Genomic DNA, 17613 nt, shown 5'->3' on the forward strand with positions numbered 1-17613 from the left:
GGGGAGGGGAGACAAAGCGTAGCTTTGGCGGGGTGGGGTTCTTAAGGTTTAGTAAGTAATCAAGCGGACATGATATTACACTGCGTTAACGCACCCTACAAGCTGATAAACTAGCCCGCGTAGGAGGGCTTCGTTCGTTTAGCCCCAGGCTTCCAGCCTGCGGGCTATCCCGGAAGTTCTTTCTTCAAAGCTTCCAACCCAGCCCAGCGCCGATCTACTAGTTTTTCGGAGTCATTAACAGTAGTTGGAGTAATACCCGGACATTTGCGATCGCACAACTGACGCTGAGGGATTGCTAAACACATTTGCTCGTACAGCCATTCACTAGGATGAAAATATCCCTCTGGTGATAAACTTTCTAACAAATCTTCCATAACAACTTCCCGCTCTAGAGGCAAGTTTTCTGTTTCGTTAGCGGCTTCATCTAACCAAATAATTTCTTTTGTATCAAGCAGCAGACGTTGATTATAATTTTGCAAGCAGCGGCTACAGGTACAGGTAATAATTGCTTCTGCTTCACCGGACACTTGCAGGTAATTTCCGTGATGCTGTACGCGGATGTTACCGCGAACTGGTGTCAACGTTTCTAAACCGGGCAGAAATTCTTCAACCTGAATCTCCTCTGTCCGCTCCGGGGCTTTAGTTAGCTGCGGAATGTAAATTGCGTCCATAGGATTCTAAGACATCAAGAACGAAAAGTTATCATCATCAGCATTTGTGCTGATTTTACATTATATAGTTTAGCTTTTACTATATGAGCGATCGCTACTAAATACAGTTTTCCGAAATTTATTATTAAAGACGCGAAAAACATCGCGTCCAATCAAAAATCAATCATCAGTTTCAGCCACAGCCTAGATTTGGAAATAAAATTATTCCAAACGAGCAGGACGGACCACAAGTAAACGATGTGGCTCTTTGCCTCGGCTGTAGGTTTCCAAATCAGTAAAATCCTGAAAAAAGGTGTGAATTTGACGCCGTTCAGCAGAACTTAGGGATTTAATTTCCACTTCTCTACCAGTAGCACGCGCTTCTTCTGCGGCTGAAGAAGCCAATGCGCGAATTTCCGCTTGTCTTTTGACGCGGTAGCCGTTTAACTCGATTGTGTACGAGGCTTGCTGATCCTCTGATTGGTTCAAGTTGAGGACGGAGTTAGCCAAATACTGAATCGCATCTAGTACTGAGCCATCAGTGCCAATTAAGATCCGAATTTGTTCTGCTGTTAAATTGCTTTCATCAATCGTCAACCAATAGTTATCAAGTTCTTGAAACTCCCCATCCTGACCTTGAGTAGTTTCTATTCCACTCGTAATCCCAGCATTTACACCAGTTATGTGCAGCAGTGTTTTTAACCACTGCTGACCACGTTGCATCGGTTCTGCAATCATCAACCTGTAGCCTTTTTCTTAGAACTTTTTGGATCAGCCTTTTGTCCAGTGACTTCTTCCTGTGTAGCCTTTTTCTTAGAACTTTTTGGCTCAAAGGGCAGCGCCTTTTGTCCGGCGATTTCTTCCTGTTTTTTCTCAGATTCTACAATTTTTTGTAGTTCTTCTGGTAGCGGTTCGCGGGAAAGTATATAGGTTTGCAATGTCTGGAAAATATTACCAATCACCATATACATCAGCACCCCAGCTGGTAGAGGAAAGAATAAAAACATCCCAGAAAATATAACTGGAGTGATTTTATTTACCGTGTCTTGCTGCGGGTTGCCACCACTGGAATTTTGCCCAGAAAGCATTTGGCTAACATAAAGGCTGATTCCAAAGAATACAATCATGGCGACGATATCCCAGTGGACTGTGCCATCTGGATCGGTTGCGCCAACTCTGCCTAAGGCATCAATAAATAGAAATCCTTTATTTGCCGCTAGTCCAGGAATCGTTGCTTGAATAGTAACATCTCCCGGCTGTAAAGCTTCTACGTTGCCTTCAGCATCAATTTTTATCCTATCTTCACCTTTAGTTATTTTCCATTCCGGAACTAACTTAATTTCCGGGTGTTCTGCTGTAAGTGCCTCAAATGGCTTGCCCTCAAGAGTTTGATATTGTATCTTGGTGTGTTCTCCCACCGCTAATTTGTTACCAGCTGGCAGTATTGCGGTTACTTTGACGTGTTCGCCATCGGCTACGTAGATATTTTGGGGAGGAGTGGCAAAGGCTTGAGGTTGAATTATTTCTACTTGATCGGCAGGAAGGATTTGCAAGTTAACGTTATAGTTCGTACCTGCAAAAGGTGAACCCCTCAAAGTCGCAAATAACGCCAATAAAACTGGCATTTGCACTAGCAATGGAAAACATCCTGCTAGTGGATTGCCAAATTCTTTTTGGACGCTCATCATTTCTTCTTGCTGCTTTTGCGGATCGTCCTTAAAACGCTCTTTAACTTCCGCCATCCGCTTTTGCATCAGTGGTTGTACAATCCGCATTTTCCGCATGTTGCGAATTGAACCAGCACTCAGGGGATAGAGCGCAAAGCGGACTATCAATGTCAAAGCAACGATCGCCAATCCATAACTAGGCACAATTCCATAGAACAAGTCTATGATTGGCAGCATCACGTTGTTCGAGAGAAAGCCGATACCAAAATCCATTATTGTGAATTCAACCTGAGTTACTGTAAATTGACTGAATCTAATTTATCGCTTTTATCGCTCATCATCATTTGTGAGCGACGATATTCCACTACGGATAGCCGCACAAGGGGGGAGGGGGGATGGGGAGATGGGGAGAGGGGGAGACGGGGGGAAAGAAGGATTATTCTCCTTGTCTCCTTGTCCCCTTGTCCCCTTGTCCCCTTGTCCCCTTGTCCCCTTGTCCCCTTGTCCCCAATCCCCGTTAATTGTTAACACTGCCAGTAAAATTAGGATTTTTGGCAGCAATTCTTTCTAAAATGTAGTCGTAGGTTTCTCGAAATTTGGGAACTGCTCGCATTTCTAGACGACTACCGTTTCTGAGAGTTAGCACCATGTCTCCCCAGATGCCAATGCCACGGGGAACCTTGACTACTTTGACAATTTCTGAGTAAATTACGTCGGTGCGATCGCGTCCTCTCCAACCTCCAGTTACAGTCACTCGGCGATCGGTGATGCGGTAGCGTACCCACAACGCTCTGACAATTGCCCCAACTGTCAATGGTAAACCCACAACTGTTAGCCCAATTAACAAGCTTATAATTAAATCCCCGATATGGGGACCACCTTCATAATAAACATCTTCTTTAATACCCATTTAATACCTCAGCTTGTGCCAACAACTGCTCTAATTCTTGCAGAAATTGTTCTTTTACGCACTCTTGTGCGGCTGTTGGTTTCACAATTATCACTAGCCTGAATCCTGGTAATAATTTGGGCAATAATTTCTGCAAAGCTGCTGCTATCTGCCTTTTGAGCCGATTGCGAACTACTGCCCGTTTGCTGACTTTGGTGCTAATCGAAATGCCAATGCGCGTGCTGACAGGATTTGCACTTTTTGCAGTCGGTTGTGTAGTTGTCACGGCAGCATCCAAAGAAGGCACTCTTGAAGATGACGGTCGTAAGGCTCTCAATGTTAAATAAGAACCATGACGACGAGTTCCTTCTCGGAAGACTGCCTGGAAATCTTTGCGTGATTTTAGCCGATTTGCTTTAGGTAAAGCCACAGTAAAATGCGATCGCCAATAAATTTCCTAAACGCTGAGACGATGACGCCCCTTTCTTCTTCTTGCGGTAATCACGTTTCTTCCATCCGGTGTCCGCATCCTGGCACGAAATCCAGAAGTTCTTTTTCTCTTACGGCAAGTGCCACCCAAAGTTCTCTGCATACTGTTCTCCTGTTAGGCGATTTCTATAAAAAGTCACAATCTGGTATTTTATCACATTAAAGGGGATTGTTGGTTGTTGGTTGATAGTCGTTGGTTGATTGACGGTTAAGAGTTAGTTATCCACCATCCACTAACCACTATCCACCATCCATTATCCAGTCCCCTAATTAACGCTGATAATCCAGGTTCCTACGTAACGTAGTAATGGTACATCGCCTGGGGAAAGTACTTGACAATTAAAGTAAAATGTGCCGCCGAAGGCTGGGTTTTGGACATTAGAGAATTCCAAGACAACGTTAGTACCTGCGGGAACTGGTTCTTCTGGGAAGATTTCAATTACCCGTCCTTCTTTATCCCACTTCACCTCAGATACGGCAACTTTTTTGTTATTGACGAGTATGTTAATCTTTTTGGCGTCAAAAGTCCCTTTGTAATAGTTTGGATAGTTAACGACGAATTGAGCCACTGCCAATTTCATTTTTTTGGCGGGAATTCTCAAATTATAGCGATCCCATCCATTTGTTTGACCACCAAAATCTAACCGGAAAGGCAGCTGGTTTTTGCCTTCAACCCCGCTAAAGAGTGTAAATCCAGGTAAGCTCTGTGCTAAGGTGACGGCTGGCAGCCCAGTCACCAAACAGCCAGTCACGGCTAAAGCCGAAAGTAAACGTCGCATTGTTAGGCTCCTCTGACAGATATAAGTCTTTTCTCTAAATAACTGGGCGTTATTGTTCTTAATTAAACTTTACTACTGACTTTGTGACAATGGACGTTAATTAGCAAGGAAAAGTGCCGGAACAGGAAACTTCAACTGCCCGAAAATAAAAATATCACAGTCGGCTGCTTTACTTAATATATAAAGGCTTTTACAGGTTATCTCGGTGATTGTCATTGCCTGATTTTCGCTCTGATTGCTTGCTCAAACAGAGTTATTACGAGTTTAGTTGGAATTGTATGGAAAATACGCTCTGGAAAGTTGATTATGTTTCTAAATATGTAGAAGTGTGTCTAAAATCAAGAGATTTGTGATAAAAGTTGATTGTAAGAGAGAGCGATCGCCCGTTGAATTGCGCTAAATTCATGATTGTTAAACTTTACTGGAAGGGTTCAGATTTGTCAGGGGAATAAGCAAGTTAAGAGAATATAATGAATCTTTCGTAATGTAAAGAAAAAATACAAAAAATTTTCAATGCCTAAAAGAAGTTGAAGACAAAGATGCAAAATTTGGGGTTCAACATAGGATGTGCAGTATGTAGCGATGAATGCAATTGCCTGAAATGATGACATCTGCAAGCAGCAACTGCAAAGGCTCCTTCCTATGCTTGACAATAATAGCCTGGGCAGACTTGTTATCTCCTGCGCTAAATCCCGAAAGTGGAAAAAGTTTGCACATCTTGCAGACAATAGGTATTTCTTTCAAGGAGATTTCATGAAAATAGCGGTTGCTAAAGAAATAGAAGTTTGTGAACGTCGTGTAGCATTAATTCCTGACACTGTAGCCCGATTGGTAAAACAAGGTTTGGAAGTTTGGGTAGAAGCGGGTGCCGGTGAGCGAGCATTTTTCGCTGATAGTGCTTATGAAGCAGCAGGAGCAAAAATAATCGCGGATACTGACACATTATGGAGCGAAGCAGATATTTTGCTCAAAGTCAGTCCCCCCCAAGAACGAGAAGATGGACGTTCAGAAGTTGATTTACTTCATGAGGGAGCTGTATTAATTAGTTTCCTTAATCCCTTGGGAAATCCTGTAGTAGCGCAGCAACTGGCAAATCGCCAAGTAACGGCTCTGAGTATGGAGATGATCCCCCGTACCACCAGAGCGCAAAGCATGGATGCTTTGTCCTCCCAGGCATCAATCGCGGGTTATAAAGCGGTATTGATTGGTGCAGCGGCTTTACCAAAATACTTCCCGATGCTGACAACAGCCGCAGGCACGATCGCACCCGCGAAAGTATTTATTATGGGGGCAGGTGTAGCCGGATTGCAAGCGATCGCCACTGCCCGACGTTTGGGATCTGTTGTGGAAGCGTTTGATATTCGTCCCGCTGTGAAAGAAGAAGTGCAAAGCTTGGGAGCGAAATTCGTCGAAGTCAAACTCGAAGAAGAAACCGTTGCCGCTGGTGGTTACGCTAAAGAAATTTCTGAAGCTAGCAAACAGCGTACCCAAGAAGTTGTCGCGGAACACGTTAAAAATGCCGATATTGTCATTACTACCGCTCAAGTTCCAGGGAGAAAAGCACCGCTACTGGTAACTGAAGAAATGGTAGCGCAAATGAAACCAGGTTCAGTAATTGTCGATATCGCTGCCGAACAAGGTGGAAACTGCGCTTGTACCGAACCTGGTAAAGATATTGTTTGGAATGGCGTTACTATCATCGGTCCGATTAATTTACCATCATCAATGCCAATCCACGCCAGCCAATTGTACGCCAAGAATGTCACATCTTTGATGCAATTGCTGATTAAGGACAAAGCATTACAGGTGAACTTTGCTGACGATATTGTTGATGCTGCTTGTATTACCCACGCTGGGGAAATTCGTAACTCACGAGTGCGAGATGCGCTACAAAGTTTCAGTACTCAACCAGCAGTTAATTAGGAAATTATTAACCGCAGATAAACGCGGATAAACGCGGATAATATGCAGGTATTTGGTTATTATCTGCGTCGAGGGTGCGTGCATCTGCGGTTCGCTTCAAACAGGAGTTTTCAACACATGACAGAAGCATTAATTGCAGCTTTATTTGTATTTGTTCTCGCATCATTTACTGGGTTTGAAATTATCAACAAAATACCACCAACGCTACACACACCCTTAATGTCAGGCTCAAATGCCATTTCGGGAATTGCGGTACTTGGGGCAATTGTTGCTAGTGGTGCGAGAGAGACAAATCTTTCGGTAATTCTCGGTTTGATTGCTGTGGTATTAGCGATGGTTAACGTGGTGGGTGGTTTCCTCGTCACCGATCGCATGTTGCAAATGTTCAAGAAAAAGGAGATTAAGGCGTGAGCGATTTTATACCAACCGGGATTCAGCTAACGTATTTAGTCGCTGCATCTTTATTTATTCTCGGTTTGAAAAAGCTGGGTTCACCTGCCACAGCGCGGAATGGTAATCTGGTTGCAGCGGTGGGTATGTTGCTGGCAATTGTGGCGACAATGCTGGATCAGAAGGTGTTGAATTATGAGATGATTTTGTTAGGTTTGGCGATCGGATCGGTAATTGGGGCGATCGTTGCTTACAAAGTCCAAATGACGGAAATGCCCCAAATGGTGGGTTTACTCAACGGTTTGGGTGGTGCAGCTTCTGCCCTGGTTGCTGTTGCGGAATTTTGGCGTTTGCTCGATCATGGTGAAGCAATACCCCTGGATGTCAACATCTCGATGTTGTTGGATGTGTTGATTGGTGGTGTGACTTTCACCGGTAGTTTTCTCGCATTTGCCAAATTGCAAGGTTTAATTAGCGGTTCTCCCATTACATTTCCGTTGCAGCAACCGTTTAACCTGTTGCTTCTCGGTGCTTATATAGCAGGCAGTGCCTATTTAATTGTATCCCCCCACAGCCTACCTGTATTTCTAGGGGTGGTTGCCGTTTCTCTAGTGTTGGGTGTGATGTTTGTCATCCCCATCGGTGGCGGTGATATGCCTGTGGTAATTTCGCTGTTAAACTCGTTATCGGGGATTGCTGCGGCTGCTGCTGGTTTTGTGGTGATGAACAATATGTTAATCATCGCTGGTGCTTTGGTGGGAGCATCTGGTTTAATCCTTACGGAGATTATGTGTAAGGCAATGAACCGCTCTTTATTTAGTGTGCTATTTAGTGCTTTTGGTTCAGCGTCTGCATCTGGTGGTGCTGCTGGTGGTGGTAGTGCGATCGACCAAACTGTTCGCAGTATCGATCCCGAAGAAGGAGCGATGATGTTGGGTTATGCTCGTTCTGTGGTAATTGTACCTGGTTACGGGATGGCGGTAGCGCAAGCACAGCATAGCGTCCGGGAATTGTCAGATCAGCTAGAACGGATGGGTGTTGATGTTAAGTATGCCATTCACCCGGTTGCAGGAAGAATGCCGGGACATATGAATGTGTTGTTAGCTGAGGCGAATGTGCCTTATACTCAGCTTTACGATATGGAAGATATTAATCCCCAGTTTGAGCAAGCTGATGTGGCTTTGGTAATTGGGGCAAATGATGTAGTAAATCCGGCAGCGCGGAGTGATGTAAATAGCCCGATTTATGGTATGCCGATTTTGGAAGTGGATCGGGCAAAGCAGACGATTGTAATTAAGCGCGGGATGAGTACGGGTTTTGCCGGTGTAGATAATGAGTTGTTCTACAAGGATAAGACGACGATGCTCTTTGGTAGCGCGAAGGATATGGTGGCAAAGTTGGTTTCTGAAGTGAAGCAACTTTAAACGAACCGCCAAGGCGCGAAGGGCGCGAAGTAAAGAGATAAAGAGAGTTTGCCTTGGGGGTGTTATGCTCCTGAGGCAAGCTTTTTTAAGTGAGTGAATATTTTATAACCGTAGTTCAACTTGCATCTGTGGTTTCAAGTCAGATTTGATGGCGCGGATGTGCGTGAACTTCCAAATTTGCTTGGGTTCCATTACTTCAAATCCCGAAGCTTGCAAATCATTTCGGAATTTGTCTATATCGGTAAAGCGTGAAGTCGCCTCGATAATATGCAATGTACCATCAAGTTTGAGGGTGCGATGTGCTTCTTGAAGGTAGTCGGTAAAATTAGAACCCATTAGCGACAGTGAGAAAATAGCCACATCTAGCGTTTTATCATCAAGGGGAACATGAGCTATGTCGCAGATGATAACGTTTTGATTGATAGCAATATGGTCAAAGCTGTAAACTGTGTGTCTATCGCAAATAGCTTCAGCTAGTTTTGCTTCACCACAACCAAAGTCGCCAATGGTGTAACCACTGCGCTTCTGACACCAACGAATCATTTCTTCATAGGGAATAACTGCCCAGTCTTTACGTGCTTCACGATAAAGAGTATGATACTGCATCCATTCCTCTGGATTTTCTTTGAGGCGTTGGTGAGTAGTTTCGCTACGGCTTTGGTTCCAGTGGTGATTCATGGTGGAAAAGTCACCATAACGCTTTTGTCGTTGCTGTACCGCGACTGGGTTATCTGGTAAAGGTATGATAATTCTCGGACGGGTGATAACTTCTACTTGACCAGTTTCCATGCGTTCGAGCCATGCCATAACATCTTGATAGGTTTGAGCAGGCGATCGCAAATGTCCTTCTGGAACTACACCATCAACCGCAGCATCAGCAATGGATTTCTTGAATTTCAACCGCTGCATTTTTGAGTCGCACCAAGACCAACGCTCATTATTCACCATTGCATAGGTAAGTGGGATAATAATTGTAACCTCATCTTGGCGTTGTCCTTGGCGGTAAATGCGACCTTGGAGTTGTTCAAATTCGGCATGAGTCCAAGGAAGAACATTAATAATGAGTCGGTTACAAACTTGCTGTAGACCATCTACACCAGTACCAATGGCGCTAGAACCAATCAGCACATCAATTTTACCATGCAAAAAACCCTCTAAACCTGATTTGTCTTCACCTGTGTAAAAACCAACCTTCCAACCCTCAGCTTCTAAGGTATCTCTAAGTAATCGGTCTATTCCCTCTACATAATGTGTGTAAATCAGGGTTTTTGGTTGGATGTGCTGACAAATAACAGGTAATCGAGCAAGGGTAAGAATTTTCTCCAGTGCTAATGGGCTACCATTACCACCAAGGGCGCGAATATTATCTAAGAATTCTCCACAGTCTACAGGTATTTCTATTTGCTCATAACCCATTTTATACTGAGGCTTCCAGCGTATTCCCAGCGTGACGAGTCGCTGATGAAGTCTCATGCAGTTGGGAAGAGTTGGGCGGATATCGAGTTCATCATGGGCAACTCCTGTAACCAGTTCTACAAGACTCTTGCCTTCCTGTAGGTTGTTAATAACTGGTGTGGCGGACATCCCGATAATGTGTAAATCTGGGTTATCTTCGTTTGCAGTTGTAATGAGTGCCTGTATTAGCTGCTTGCGCTGTGACATATCATCCACTTGACGCTGCTTGGTGTAGTGGATTTCATCAATGACAATAAAATCAATTTGTTCATTTTGTAAAAGCGATCGCACTCTATTTGCCGAGTCGGGCTGCTGGAACATTTCGTAATTTAGGATCAGGTAGCGATTAACCTTTCCTTCAAAGTCTCTATTGGCGGAAAGAACAGGGGAGTTAGGTTTTATCCAATCTGGTGTAAAAGTCTTTTTGGCTACTTTGCTATCAGGGAAAATATTGATAATCGCTTTTTCCCAACCATCGACAACGCTGTTAGGACAACAGATAACGGTCAGATAAGCGTTAATTACGCGACTGGCGAGGATTGCGGAAAGTGTTTTACCAGCACCCGTACCTGACCAATTACCAACTCGTTTTTTATCTTGTAACTGAACTGCTGCAAGTCGCTGCATCAAGTTGGGTGGTGCATGAAAGTTGTAGCCTGAAGGAATCGGGAGATTTTTAGCGCGATGATATTCGTCAAGGAATTCTGATTTTACTTTTTCGGCGTAGCTGTCACCCGTGTATGCTTTTGCCTGCGCGATGGCTGCGATTTCATCGATAAAGGTGTGCTTCCAAATTTTGGCTTTTGCAGAAGCAATCAGAAATTCGACAGCTTCCCCATCGGCGGAAGATATGACGTGATGATTTAAGGATGCTAGGACTTCCCGTGTTTGGACAAGGGGAAGCTTGAGGTCTTCTTGTTCTTCTGATGCTTCAACAGTAGCGTCTATCTCGTCGCTGGAGGTTGTGTCTCTATCAGGAATATTGTTATTACTGTTACTTTCGAGTGTTTCGAGAGTTAATTGTTTATCTTGTAGGAAGTTATCAACTACTGATGGTTCACCATCTACGAATTTTTCCAGTTCTTCTTTTGGGAAGCGTCCTGTGGTAAGTGCTTTAACAAAGCCCTTACTCTTACCTTGAGTCTGAAGTAGCCCACTTTGCTGAAAGAGTAGGTATAATTCTGCTGGTGTAAAAGTTTCAAAATGATTAATTAATGAGGAAACGAACCCACGGATGGCTTGCACTGTCCATCCTGAGTTGCAGAAAGGACATCCTCTCCCATGCTGAGTTCTATTTGAAATCAAAGCATACCACTCATGGGATGAGTTAATGCTACAACGCCACCACACTCTTTTTGCACTGCCTGCTATCACTTGATCTGGCAAAAGTGAACCGTTCTTTTCTAGATGCCATTCCTTAGCTATTTCCGGGTAGCGACTAGCTAGAGAGTTAGTATTCGAGAGCTTCTGCCCATCACAAAAAGGGCATTTTGTTCCGTCGGTTCTATGTGCAATAGAAGTTTGCCATTCGTGATCGGAACTCTTGAGACATTTCCACCAAACTTTTTTATTCGAGCCTGCTACTACTTGGTGGGGAGTAAACGACCCATTTTTTGTTGGATGCCACTGTGCCGCAATTTCTGGGTAACAAATAGCAAGAGAATTGGTAGTGGATAATTTTTTACCCGCACAAGAGGGACATCCATTTCCTCTAACTCTGCTGAAAATCACTGCTTTCCATTCGTGATCGGAACTATTGGGGCATTTCCACCATGCTTTTTTGTTAGAACCTGCTACTACTTGATGGGGAGTAAGCGACCCATTTTTTGTTGGATGCCACTGTGCAGCAATTTCCGGGTAACAAATGGCAAGAGAATTGGTAATGGACGATTTAAGACCTCGACAAAAAGGACATCCAACCCCATGAATTCTGTGAGCAATTCTTCCTTCCCATTCATGATCTGAACCTTTGGGACATTTCCACCAAGCTTTTTTTCCTGAACCTGCTACCACTTGATCGGGAGAGAGTGCCCCGTTTTTTATTGGATGCCACTGTGCAGCAATTTCAGGGTAAAGATTTGCTAGAGAGTTTGTGGCTGATGTTTTCTGTCCGGCACAAAAGGGACATCCAACGCCCAATCTAACCCTAGTGGCAATTACTGCTTGCCATTCGTGGTCAGAACCATTAAGACATTTCCACCAAGCTTTTTTATTTGAGCCTGTTACTACCTGTTCTGGGATGAGGTTTCCATTCTTGGTAGGATGCCATTCCTTAGCAATTTTAGGGTAAAGACTCGCTAAAGAATTAGTAACTGATACCTTTTGATTAGCACAATAAGGGCATCCTGTCCTTAAACTAGCTCTGCTAACAATTGCTGCTTGCCATTCGTGATCGTAACCATTAAGACATTTCCACCACACTTTCTTATTAGAGCCTGCTACCACATCATCTGGCATGAGTTCATCGTTCTTAGTTGGATGCCACTGTGCGACTAGTTCGGGATGAGTAGTTGATAACGGGTCTTTCATCGGATATACCCATCTTGGTTAACTTTGTCTGGATAGTTTTTTTATAGCCTCTAATATGAGATTTCACCAATAGTAAATTTCTGATATAAGATAAATAGAAAACTTGAGGTTTTTAAATGACTAGAAACGCTATTCGTCCTTCACTGTTTGGAACCCTACAACTGAATCCACAGCAACAATCACGAAACGCTATTCGTCCTTCACTGTTTGGAACCACAAAAATGAATTCGCAGCAGTCACAAAGCGCTATTTGTCCTTCACTGTTTGGAACCCTAAAAACAAATCCTCAAGAACAATTAAAACTAGATATACAAAGTAGTAAAGAGTTGGCAAAAGAAGAGGAAATGAAACTACGCAAAATTGAGGATGATGTCCGGCGTAGGCAATACTAGCAGCATATAGTTAGACCAATAATAATTTTCTCTAGCCGCGCGATCGCACATTTTCAGTTAAACTACTACCAGCTTAGTGCTATTATCGCCCACATAGCCTCTGACAGAACACTTAAGCAATCTCAAAACTAACAGATATAAGGCTTCTAGATAAGGCAAGCAGAAGGGCGATCGCCTGAAAAATCTCCTCAAAGCGATCGCTAGCTTTTTATTGAAATGCGATCGCTCTTGGTATTTGTTAACAAAGATTTAAGACTACAGCTAATGCTTGAGAAACAAGTTGCATTTCTGAGTCAGAAAGTTGACCTAGCTTTTTTATTAATCTTATTTCTGACACTGAGCGAATTTGAAAAGTATCTACACCAGAAATTTTGGCTAAACCGTTTTCTGTACTTGGTTCCAATCGCACCATCCAAGGTCTGACTGCATATCTTTCTTTCCAATCTGTGAGTGGGACAATAACCTTCAAAGGCAAAATCCCAATAGCATCATCATTAACTATGATGCAAGGACGTTTTTTGCTAATTTCTGTCCCTACTGTTGGATCTAAGTTAACTAACCAGACTTCACCTCTGTACATAAATTTCTGAGTTGTGGAGGTCTTCATCTGGATAGTCGTAAAAGTCTTCTCCCTCTAAATCAGAAAATATGTTTAATTCACCACCAGGTCTATAGTCTGAAATGGCTGTGATTGCGGCTAGTGCTAATAGGCGTTTTTGCTCATCTTTGGTGAGTGAGTGTTGTTCTTTAAGAACTAGTTGCAGGGCTGATTCAGCTATTTTCAGGCGATCGCTTATACTCAAACTTGGGAGTGCTTGGAGAATTTCTTTGGTTTCCATGTTTATTCATAGACCCGCTTATACTATTAATGCTAATCAAATATTGTGTTTATTGTGTGCGATACTCCTTTGGAGTCGCTTCGCGATCGCAAACATTGCACTTTCACGAAAAAAGCGATCACCAGAGAAATTCCCATATCAGCTAAAAATTTCATTTTACTTAATTAAGCCGTTTTGAAGGGATAAACCCGTTCTTGAGTTAACCAAGCTGCGTAAAGTAAAGATTGACGAATATCCTCTGGTGCGGTTCGTTAAAAAAGCGATCGCCTGAAAATCTCCTCAAAGCGATCGCTTGCTTTTTATTGAAATGCGATCGCTGCTAGATTGGGCGATCGCAATTCCACCCCAATGCACGCAAAAATAAAGGGAATCCCCCTAAATCATGGCGTGCATTACTCGACAAAACCCCAAAAGCAGTTGCCTACAGCACCGGCTTCCTTTTCAGTTAGAAATTCTCTCTTAGCAGAAACAAACTCTTTTTTAGAGAGGATGCCGTCGTTATCGATATCAAGCTTGGAGAAGACAAAAGCTGATTTTTCAGCATCTAGGTCAAACACACTAAAGAAGAGACGATGCTCTTCTTGTGATATATGACCATCACTGTCTAAATCAATAATGTCAAACAAAGTCTCTATTAAAGGGTCGTTGTAATCTGGATTTGAAACCGCTTTTTCTATACCCTGACAAAATTCTTCCGGACTTACTTTACCATCTCCATCCAAATCCGCTTTAGACCAAAAATTCTCCCAAACATTAAGCCACTTAAACAACAAATCTTTGTGAATCTCTGAACCAAGCTCTGCGCTACGGATGTTGGCGAACCTCTCAGCAAAAATCTCAGCATCTTCTTTCCCAATGAAGCCCGAATTATCGGCATCCAGACAGTAAAAGTGATGCAGTAACTTTTTTCTATGATATTCGCTTAACAATGCTTTTTCCTTTTGCTTACCAAACATACCTACATTACCACATCAGTACGTAGTCGATAAGCACAATCACAAGTACGGTGCGATCGCTCTCTTCTTTTCTTCCTTTGCGTCTCTGCTACGAGTGCGTGAGACAATAAAAGCGATCGCTCTGGCGATATAATTAAGACTGTGGTGTAACACTGCGCGGATCAACAACTATAATCGCAGAAAAACGTTTAAAGTCATCAATGTTAAATGTAAGTAGATGTGTAATCTGGTGCGTTATCATCGCCGCAACTAAACGTGCATCATGTACCTGTTTTCCCATGACTTGGTATTTAACAATTAGAGATTCCCACTCAGCAAAAATTGTAGGTGTATCAGATTGTAGTATAAATATCTTCTTGAGTTTCTCAGTTTCTTGTACTGCTTGAACCGTGGATAAACCTAAACCATTACTATTAATTGGTCTTGTCGCAACAGCCCAAAACTCGATGATATTCTGTGGAATTATATATAATAATTCACCTTGCCTCTTGAGCATCAAGATCGCTCTTTGAGTATCAGAGTGCATTGGGCTATTCTTCTGCACCAAACGCAGCAAAATATTAGTATCTACCAAATAGTTCATAATATTTCATCTTCTCTGGTGTAAATACTCTCTCGACTAATCGCTGCGTCTGAAAGTGCTGGTGCTAAAGAAAAAGCAGGACTATTTATTAAATCTGTTAATATACCTTCCCATTCTTCCTGAGTTGATACTTGATTACAAAAAATTTCTTCACGGCTGGTTAAACTGTTTTCAATCAAAGATGCAAGATAAGCTTCTACCGATAAACCTTGTGCAGTAGCTTCAGCAATGAGACGAGCCTCTATTTCTGGTTTCAATTGTAGCTGTATGGTCATTTGTTGTCTCCTAAAGTAGCCATGAAAACTGAATACTTGATTATCTTTTAGCTAGAAGCGTTGCTTTTGGATTAGTAATTAATCCCACAGGTGCAGAATCTAAGATAATAACCTTACTCATCCTATTTTAAATAGAAATGCCTTTCATCGATTCAATAATTTTTAAGGTTTGTTGTTCTTCTTGTTGTTCATCTAACTCATTCCATGAATCGAATAATTTTTTAATGTTTGTTTTCCTTTGTTGTTGTTTAACGGTATCACTATGATTAATTTCATTGATAGCATTTTGCCACTGATTTAATGATGTCTGTATCATCGTCATAGTTTGACGAAATAGACGTACAAATTGCAGTAATTCTGGGATATATTCTTCTGGGGTTTGTTCAATTTCTAATAATAAATCAGCGCGGGGTGTAGTTGCTGATTGTGCTGTGCTAGGTTGATTATTGTTCATAAATACCTTCCAAGTAGATAATTTAATAACACAAGTAGATATTAATTGGTTTTAATATTGGTACTTATATTATATTTTAGCGTGAATGGCTATTTTAGTTTCTTGATAAAGTCCCGACGCTTACATGGTATCCAATGGTTTAAGAATCGGCTCCTGTTCGAGGTCAGTATTATCTATCAATTAAGCGATCGCACCTCTAAATATCCACCGTGCGTAGGCGTTCGCGTAGCGTTCCGCAGGAAAGCCCGCCGTCGTAGGCATCGCTCTCTTCTTCCTCTGTGTCCTCTGCCTCTGGTGCGGTTCGTTAAAAAAGCGATCGCCTGCAAAATCTCGATTGTGAGTTCACCAAGTGACTCCGTAGGTTATGGCTACGTTAAGCTATACTAACAATCAATCAACTTAACTTATATCGGTAATCGCCTTATCCGGAATGACTGTAATTAGGGCTTGCGTAGTTACTTATTAGAGCGCAATCTGCTGTATTTCGCTATAACTTTCAGCGACCTCAGAGCCAAAACCACCAGCTTTGACATGCCTTAAAATTGACTGAATAATTGGTGCAGCAATGCTAATACCAAATAGGGCATTAAATCCTGCAACCACAATCGGAGCGGATAAAACTACCATAAATTCCGGAAATAATCCCATAACTGCAATTAAAACTAAAAAGACAATCGGTGTTGTAATTCCAGCCTGAGTTGCAGTATCAACAATCAATTTTTTGTACTCCTCGATAGTAATGTCTCCTCGATAGAGATCAAGGGAATATGAAAGTGCAGTAATGGTGACTTGCGTCAATATCGCAACCCCAGTTGTTGTCAATCCCATACGGGCAATTGTCGCAGAGTTAGCCAAAATTGAATCTACAGCATTATAAATACGAATATAAATTTGTTCGCCACCTGTCATTGTATTTGCGCCACGCCGAATGTTATCGACTCCAATTTCCCATACAATATTATCTGCCCCATTAACACCGCCACCAGCCCGTGGGATAATATGGCTCCCATGCTTATCTGCTAAAAATTGCCGGATTGTAGTTTGTGGATCTCGACCAAGTTTTGAGGTGAGCGGAATTTTTGCAAATAGCTTCATTACATCAGAGTCAGTACGCGGTACATCACCTAGTCGAACACCTGCTCGGTAACGCAACCTCGTTGCAATCTTTGGCATTTCTTGTGCCAGTTCTATTGCGGTTGTGGGTAAATTTTTTAAGTCGTTTGCGATCGCAATTCCTACCGTGCTGATTCCAAGTACAGTTTTGTTTATCAACTCAGTCGCTTCCTGGCTGACTTTAATGCTACTTTCAATTGCAGCATTGCTTGAAACTATAAATTGAGCAGTTACTTGATTAGTTTCATCAATAGCAGTTCTGATTTGCCCCGTGGTTTCTTGAACCTTTTCTTTAACTGTTTCTCCTAAATTTTTCGCTTGTTGAATAAAATCCATTATTTACCTATTTTTTTAGTTCTGTATTAATTTCAATTAATTCGGTTTTAACATTGAATATAGAAGATTAAGTTCATCTTCATAGATACTTGATACAAGCGATAAATTTTATTTATGTGCTGGGTATTGCGCTAACCTGACTTTATCGGGAATGCGATCGCCTGAAAATCTCCACCATGCGATCGCGAAGTGACTCTGTAGGAGTATCGCTTGCTTTTTATTGAAAAGCACAAGTAGAAGCCCGCCGTTCGCGTTGGCGGAGCCTCTCGCAGAGAAGCGTCCCGAAGGGAAGGCATCGCCTAATCAATTTCCTCTCAGATGCGATCGCCACTCACCCACCAAAACGCGATCGCTCTCTTCTTCCTTTGCGTCTTTGCTACGAGTGCGTGAGACAAAAAAGCACAAGTAGAAGCCCGCCGTTCGCAGTAGCGTCTCTGAAAGAGAAGGCATCGCCTGCAAAAACTCCACCG

At 42.6% G+C, this 17613-nt stretch carries 24 protein-coding genes; 5 read left to right on the forward strand and 19 right to left on the reverse strand.

What is annotated here, in order from left to right; translation table 11 throughout:
* Nucleotides 1–164: 164 nt before the first annotated feature.
* From TOL9009_RS0108125 to TOL9009_RS0108150, 8 genes are all read right to left on the reverse strand, one after another.
* Nucleotides 165–671, reverse strand: coding sequence for a YceD family protein (locus tag TOL9009_RS0108125; RefSeq protein WP_029632362.1), 507 nt, complete (start codon nt 669–671; stop codon nt 165–167).
* A 201-nt stretch (nt 672–872) separates the two neighbouring features.
* A complete protein-coding gene (locus TOL9009_RS0108130; RefSeq protein ID WP_029632363.1) occupies nt 873–1388 on the reverse strand; it encodes a Jag family protein in 516 nt (171 codons plus the stop codon).
* A complete protein-coding gene (yidC, locus tag TOL9009_RS0108135; protein ID WP_029632364.1) occupies nt 1388–2590 on the reverse strand; it encodes a membrane protein insertase YidC in 1203 nt (400 codons plus the stop codon). Before yidC ends, TOL9009_RS0108130 begins: the two co-directional genes overlap by 1 nt.
* Nucleotides 2591–2644: 54 nt before the next feature.
* Complete coding sequence (locus TOL9009_RS45315) at nt 2645–2848, reverse strand: hypothetical protein (protein WP_144238177.1); 204 nt, start codon at nt 2846–2848, stop codon at nt 2645–2647.
* Complete coding sequence (locus TOL9009_RS0108140; RefSeq protein WP_029632365.1) at nt 2835–3227, reverse strand: PH domain-containing protein; 393 nt, start codon at nt 3225–3227, stop codon at nt 2835–2837. Before TOL9009_RS0108140 ends, TOL9009_RS45315 begins: the two co-directional genes overlap by 14 nt.
* Nucleotides 3217–3636 (reverse strand): ribonuclease P protein component, encoded by a 420-nt coding sequence (gene rnpA, locus TOL9009_RS0108145; protein ID WP_029632366.1) that lies wholly within the window; start codon nt 3634–3636, stop codon nt 3217–3219. Before rnpA ends, TOL9009_RS0108140 begins: the two co-directional genes overlap by 11 nt.
* Nucleotides 3637–3663: 27 nt before the next feature.
* On the reverse strand, nt 3664–3798 hold the full coding sequence (gene rpmH, locus TOL9009_RS43210) for a 50S ribosomal protein L34 (RefSeq protein ID WP_072022115.1): 135 nt from the start codon (nt 3796–3798) through the stop codon (nt 3664–3666).
* A 163-nt stretch (nt 3799–3961) separates the two neighbouring features.
* Complete coding sequence (locus tag TOL9009_RS0108150; protein ID WP_029632367.1) at nt 3962–4474, reverse strand: DUF2808 domain-containing protein; 513 nt, start codon at nt 4472–4474, stop codon at nt 3962–3964.
* A 753-nt stretch (nt 4475–5227) separates the two neighbouring features.
* On the opposite strand from TOL9009_RS0108150, the gene TOL9009_RS0108155 reads away from it, so the two are divergent.
* The 3 genes from TOL9009_RS0108155 (at nt 5228) to TOL9009_RS0108165 (ending at nt 8211) form a co-directional block, all read left to right on the forward strand.
* Complete coding sequence (locus TOL9009_RS0108155) at nt 5228–6397, forward strand: Re/Si-specific NAD(P)(+) transhydrogenase subunit alpha (protein ID WP_029632368.1); 1170 nt, start codon at nt 5228–5230, stop codon at nt 6395–6397.
* 117 nt (nt 6398–6514) lie between these two features.
* On the forward strand, nt 6515–6808 hold the full coding sequence (locus TOL9009_RS0108160; protein WP_029632369.1) for an NAD(P) transhydrogenase subunit alpha: 294 nt from the start codon (nt 6515–6517) through the stop codon (nt 6806–6808).
* On the forward strand, nt 6805–8211 hold the full coding sequence (locus tag TOL9009_RS0108165) for an NAD(P)(+) transhydrogenase (Re/Si-specific) subunit beta (RefSeq protein WP_029632370.1): 1407 nt from the start codon (nt 6805–6807) through the stop codon (nt 8209–8211). Before TOL9009_RS0108160 ends, TOL9009_RS0108165 begins: the two co-directional genes overlap by 4 nt.
* A gap of 102 nt (nt 8212–8313) precedes the next feature.
* Here the strand turns inward: TOL9009_RS0108165 and TOL9009_RS42100 are convergent, their stop codons facing one another.
* Nucleotides 8314–12195 (reverse strand): zinc-ribbon domain-containing protein, encoded by a 3882-nt coding sequence (locus tag TOL9009_RS42100; protein WP_051502838.1) that lies wholly within the window; start codon nt 12193–12195, stop codon nt 8314–8316.
* A gap of 116 nt (nt 12196–12311) precedes the next feature.
* Here TOL9009_RS42100 and TOL9009_RS0108175 point away from each other — a divergent pair, with 116 nt between their 5' ends.
* The gene (locus TOL9009_RS0108175) at nt 12312–12587 is read left to right on the forward strand and encodes a nucleoporin (RefSeq protein WP_029632371.1); all 276 of its coding nucleotides are present in this window, start codon (nt 12312–12314) and stop codon (nt 12585–12587) included.
* 238 nt (nt 12588–12825) lie between these two features.
* On the opposite strand, the gene TOL9009_RS0108180 is transcribed toward TOL9009_RS0108175, so the two are convergent.
* The 7 genes from TOL9009_RS0108180 to TOL9009_RS0108205 all read right to left on the reverse strand — a co-directional run bounded on the left by TOL9009_RS0108180 (nt 12826) and on the right by TOL9009_RS0108205 (nt 15694).
* Nucleotides 12826–13167, reverse strand: a complete 342-nt coding sequence (locus TOL9009_RS0108180) for a type II toxin-antitoxin system PemK/MazF family toxin (protein WP_029632372.1) — start codon at nt 13165–13167, stop codon at nt 12826–12828.
* Nucleotides 13154–13426, reverse strand: coding sequence for a hypothetical protein (locus tag TOL9009_RS0108185; RefSeq protein ID WP_029632373.1), 273 nt, complete (start codon nt 13424–13426; stop codon nt 13154–13156). The genes TOL9009_RS0108180 and TOL9009_RS0108185 overlap by 14 nt, the downstream gene beginning before the upstream one ends.
* A 32-nt stretch (nt 13427–13458) precedes the next feature.
* Nucleotides 13459–13581, reverse strand: coding sequence for a hypothetical protein (locus tag TOL9009_RS49110; RefSeq protein ID WP_260675863.1), 123 nt, complete (start codon nt 13579–13581; stop codon nt 13459–13461).
* Between the two features lie 237 nt (nt 13582–13818).
* Nucleotides 13819–14382 carry an EF-hand domain-containing protein gene (locus tag TOL9009_RS0108190; RefSeq protein ID WP_029632374.1) on the reverse strand — a complete coding sequence of 188 codons (564 nt, stop codon included), beginning with the start codon at nt 14380–14382 and terminating at the stop codon, nt 13819–13821.
* Nucleotides 14383–14515: 133 nt separating this feature from the next.
* Nucleotides 14516–14965, reverse strand: a complete 450-nt coding sequence (locus TOL9009_RS0108195) for a type II toxin-antitoxin system VapC family toxin (protein ID WP_029632375.1) — start codon at nt 14963–14965, stop codon at nt 14516–14518.
* A complete protein-coding gene (locus TOL9009_RS0108200; protein ID WP_029632376.1) occupies nt 14962–15240 on the reverse strand; it encodes a hypothetical protein in 279 nt (92 codons plus the stop codon). Before TOL9009_RS0108200 ends, TOL9009_RS0108195 begins: the two co-directional genes overlap by 4 nt.
* Before the next feature lie 127 nt (nt 15241–15367).
* The gene (locus tag TOL9009_RS0108205; RefSeq protein ID WP_029632377.1) at nt 15368–15694 is read right to left on the reverse strand and encodes a hypothetical protein; all 327 of its coding nucleotides are present in this window, start codon (nt 15692–15694) and stop codon (nt 15368–15370) included.
* A gap of 102 nt (nt 15695–15796) precedes the next feature.
* Between TOL9009_RS0108205 and TOL9009_RS45325 the strand changes: the two genes are divergently transcribed.
* The gene (locus TOL9009_RS45325; RefSeq protein WP_144238178.1) at nt 15797–16081 is read left to right on the forward strand and encodes a hypothetical protein; all 285 of its coding nucleotides are present in this window, start codon (nt 15797–15799) and stop codon (nt 16079–16081) included.
* Between the two features lie 75 nt (nt 16082–16156).
* Here TOL9009_RS45325 and TOL9009_RS45330 read toward each other — a convergent pair whose 3' ends face one another.
* The 3 genes from TOL9009_RS45330 to TOL9009_RS47020 all read right to left on the reverse strand — a co-directional run bounded on the left by TOL9009_RS45330 (nt 16157) and on the right by TOL9009_RS47020 (nt 17593).
* Nucleotides 16157–17143, reverse strand: a complete 987-nt coding sequence (locus tag TOL9009_RS45330) for a hypothetical protein (RefSeq protein ID WP_038296244.1) — start codon at nt 17141–17143, stop codon at nt 16157–16159.
* A gap of 108 nt (nt 17144–17251) precedes the next feature.
* On the reverse strand, nt 17252–17374 hold the full coding sequence (locus TOL9009_RS49115) for a hypothetical protein (protein ID WP_260675864.1): 123 nt from the start codon (nt 17372–17374) through the stop codon (nt 17252–17254).
* 72 nt (nt 17375–17446) lie between these two features.
* The gene (locus TOL9009_RS47020; protein WP_186227505.1) at nt 17447–17593 is read right to left on the reverse strand and encodes a hypothetical protein; all 147 of its coding nucleotides are present in this window, start codon (nt 17591–17593) and stop codon (nt 17447–17449) included.
* Nucleotides 17594–17613 lie beyond the last annotated feature (20 nt).

This window comes from [Scytonema hofmanni] UTEX 2349 (genome assembly GCF_000582685.1).
Lineage (GTDB): Bacteria > Cyanobacteriota > Cyanobacteriia > Cyanobacteriales > Nostocaceae > Hassallia > Hassallia hofmanni.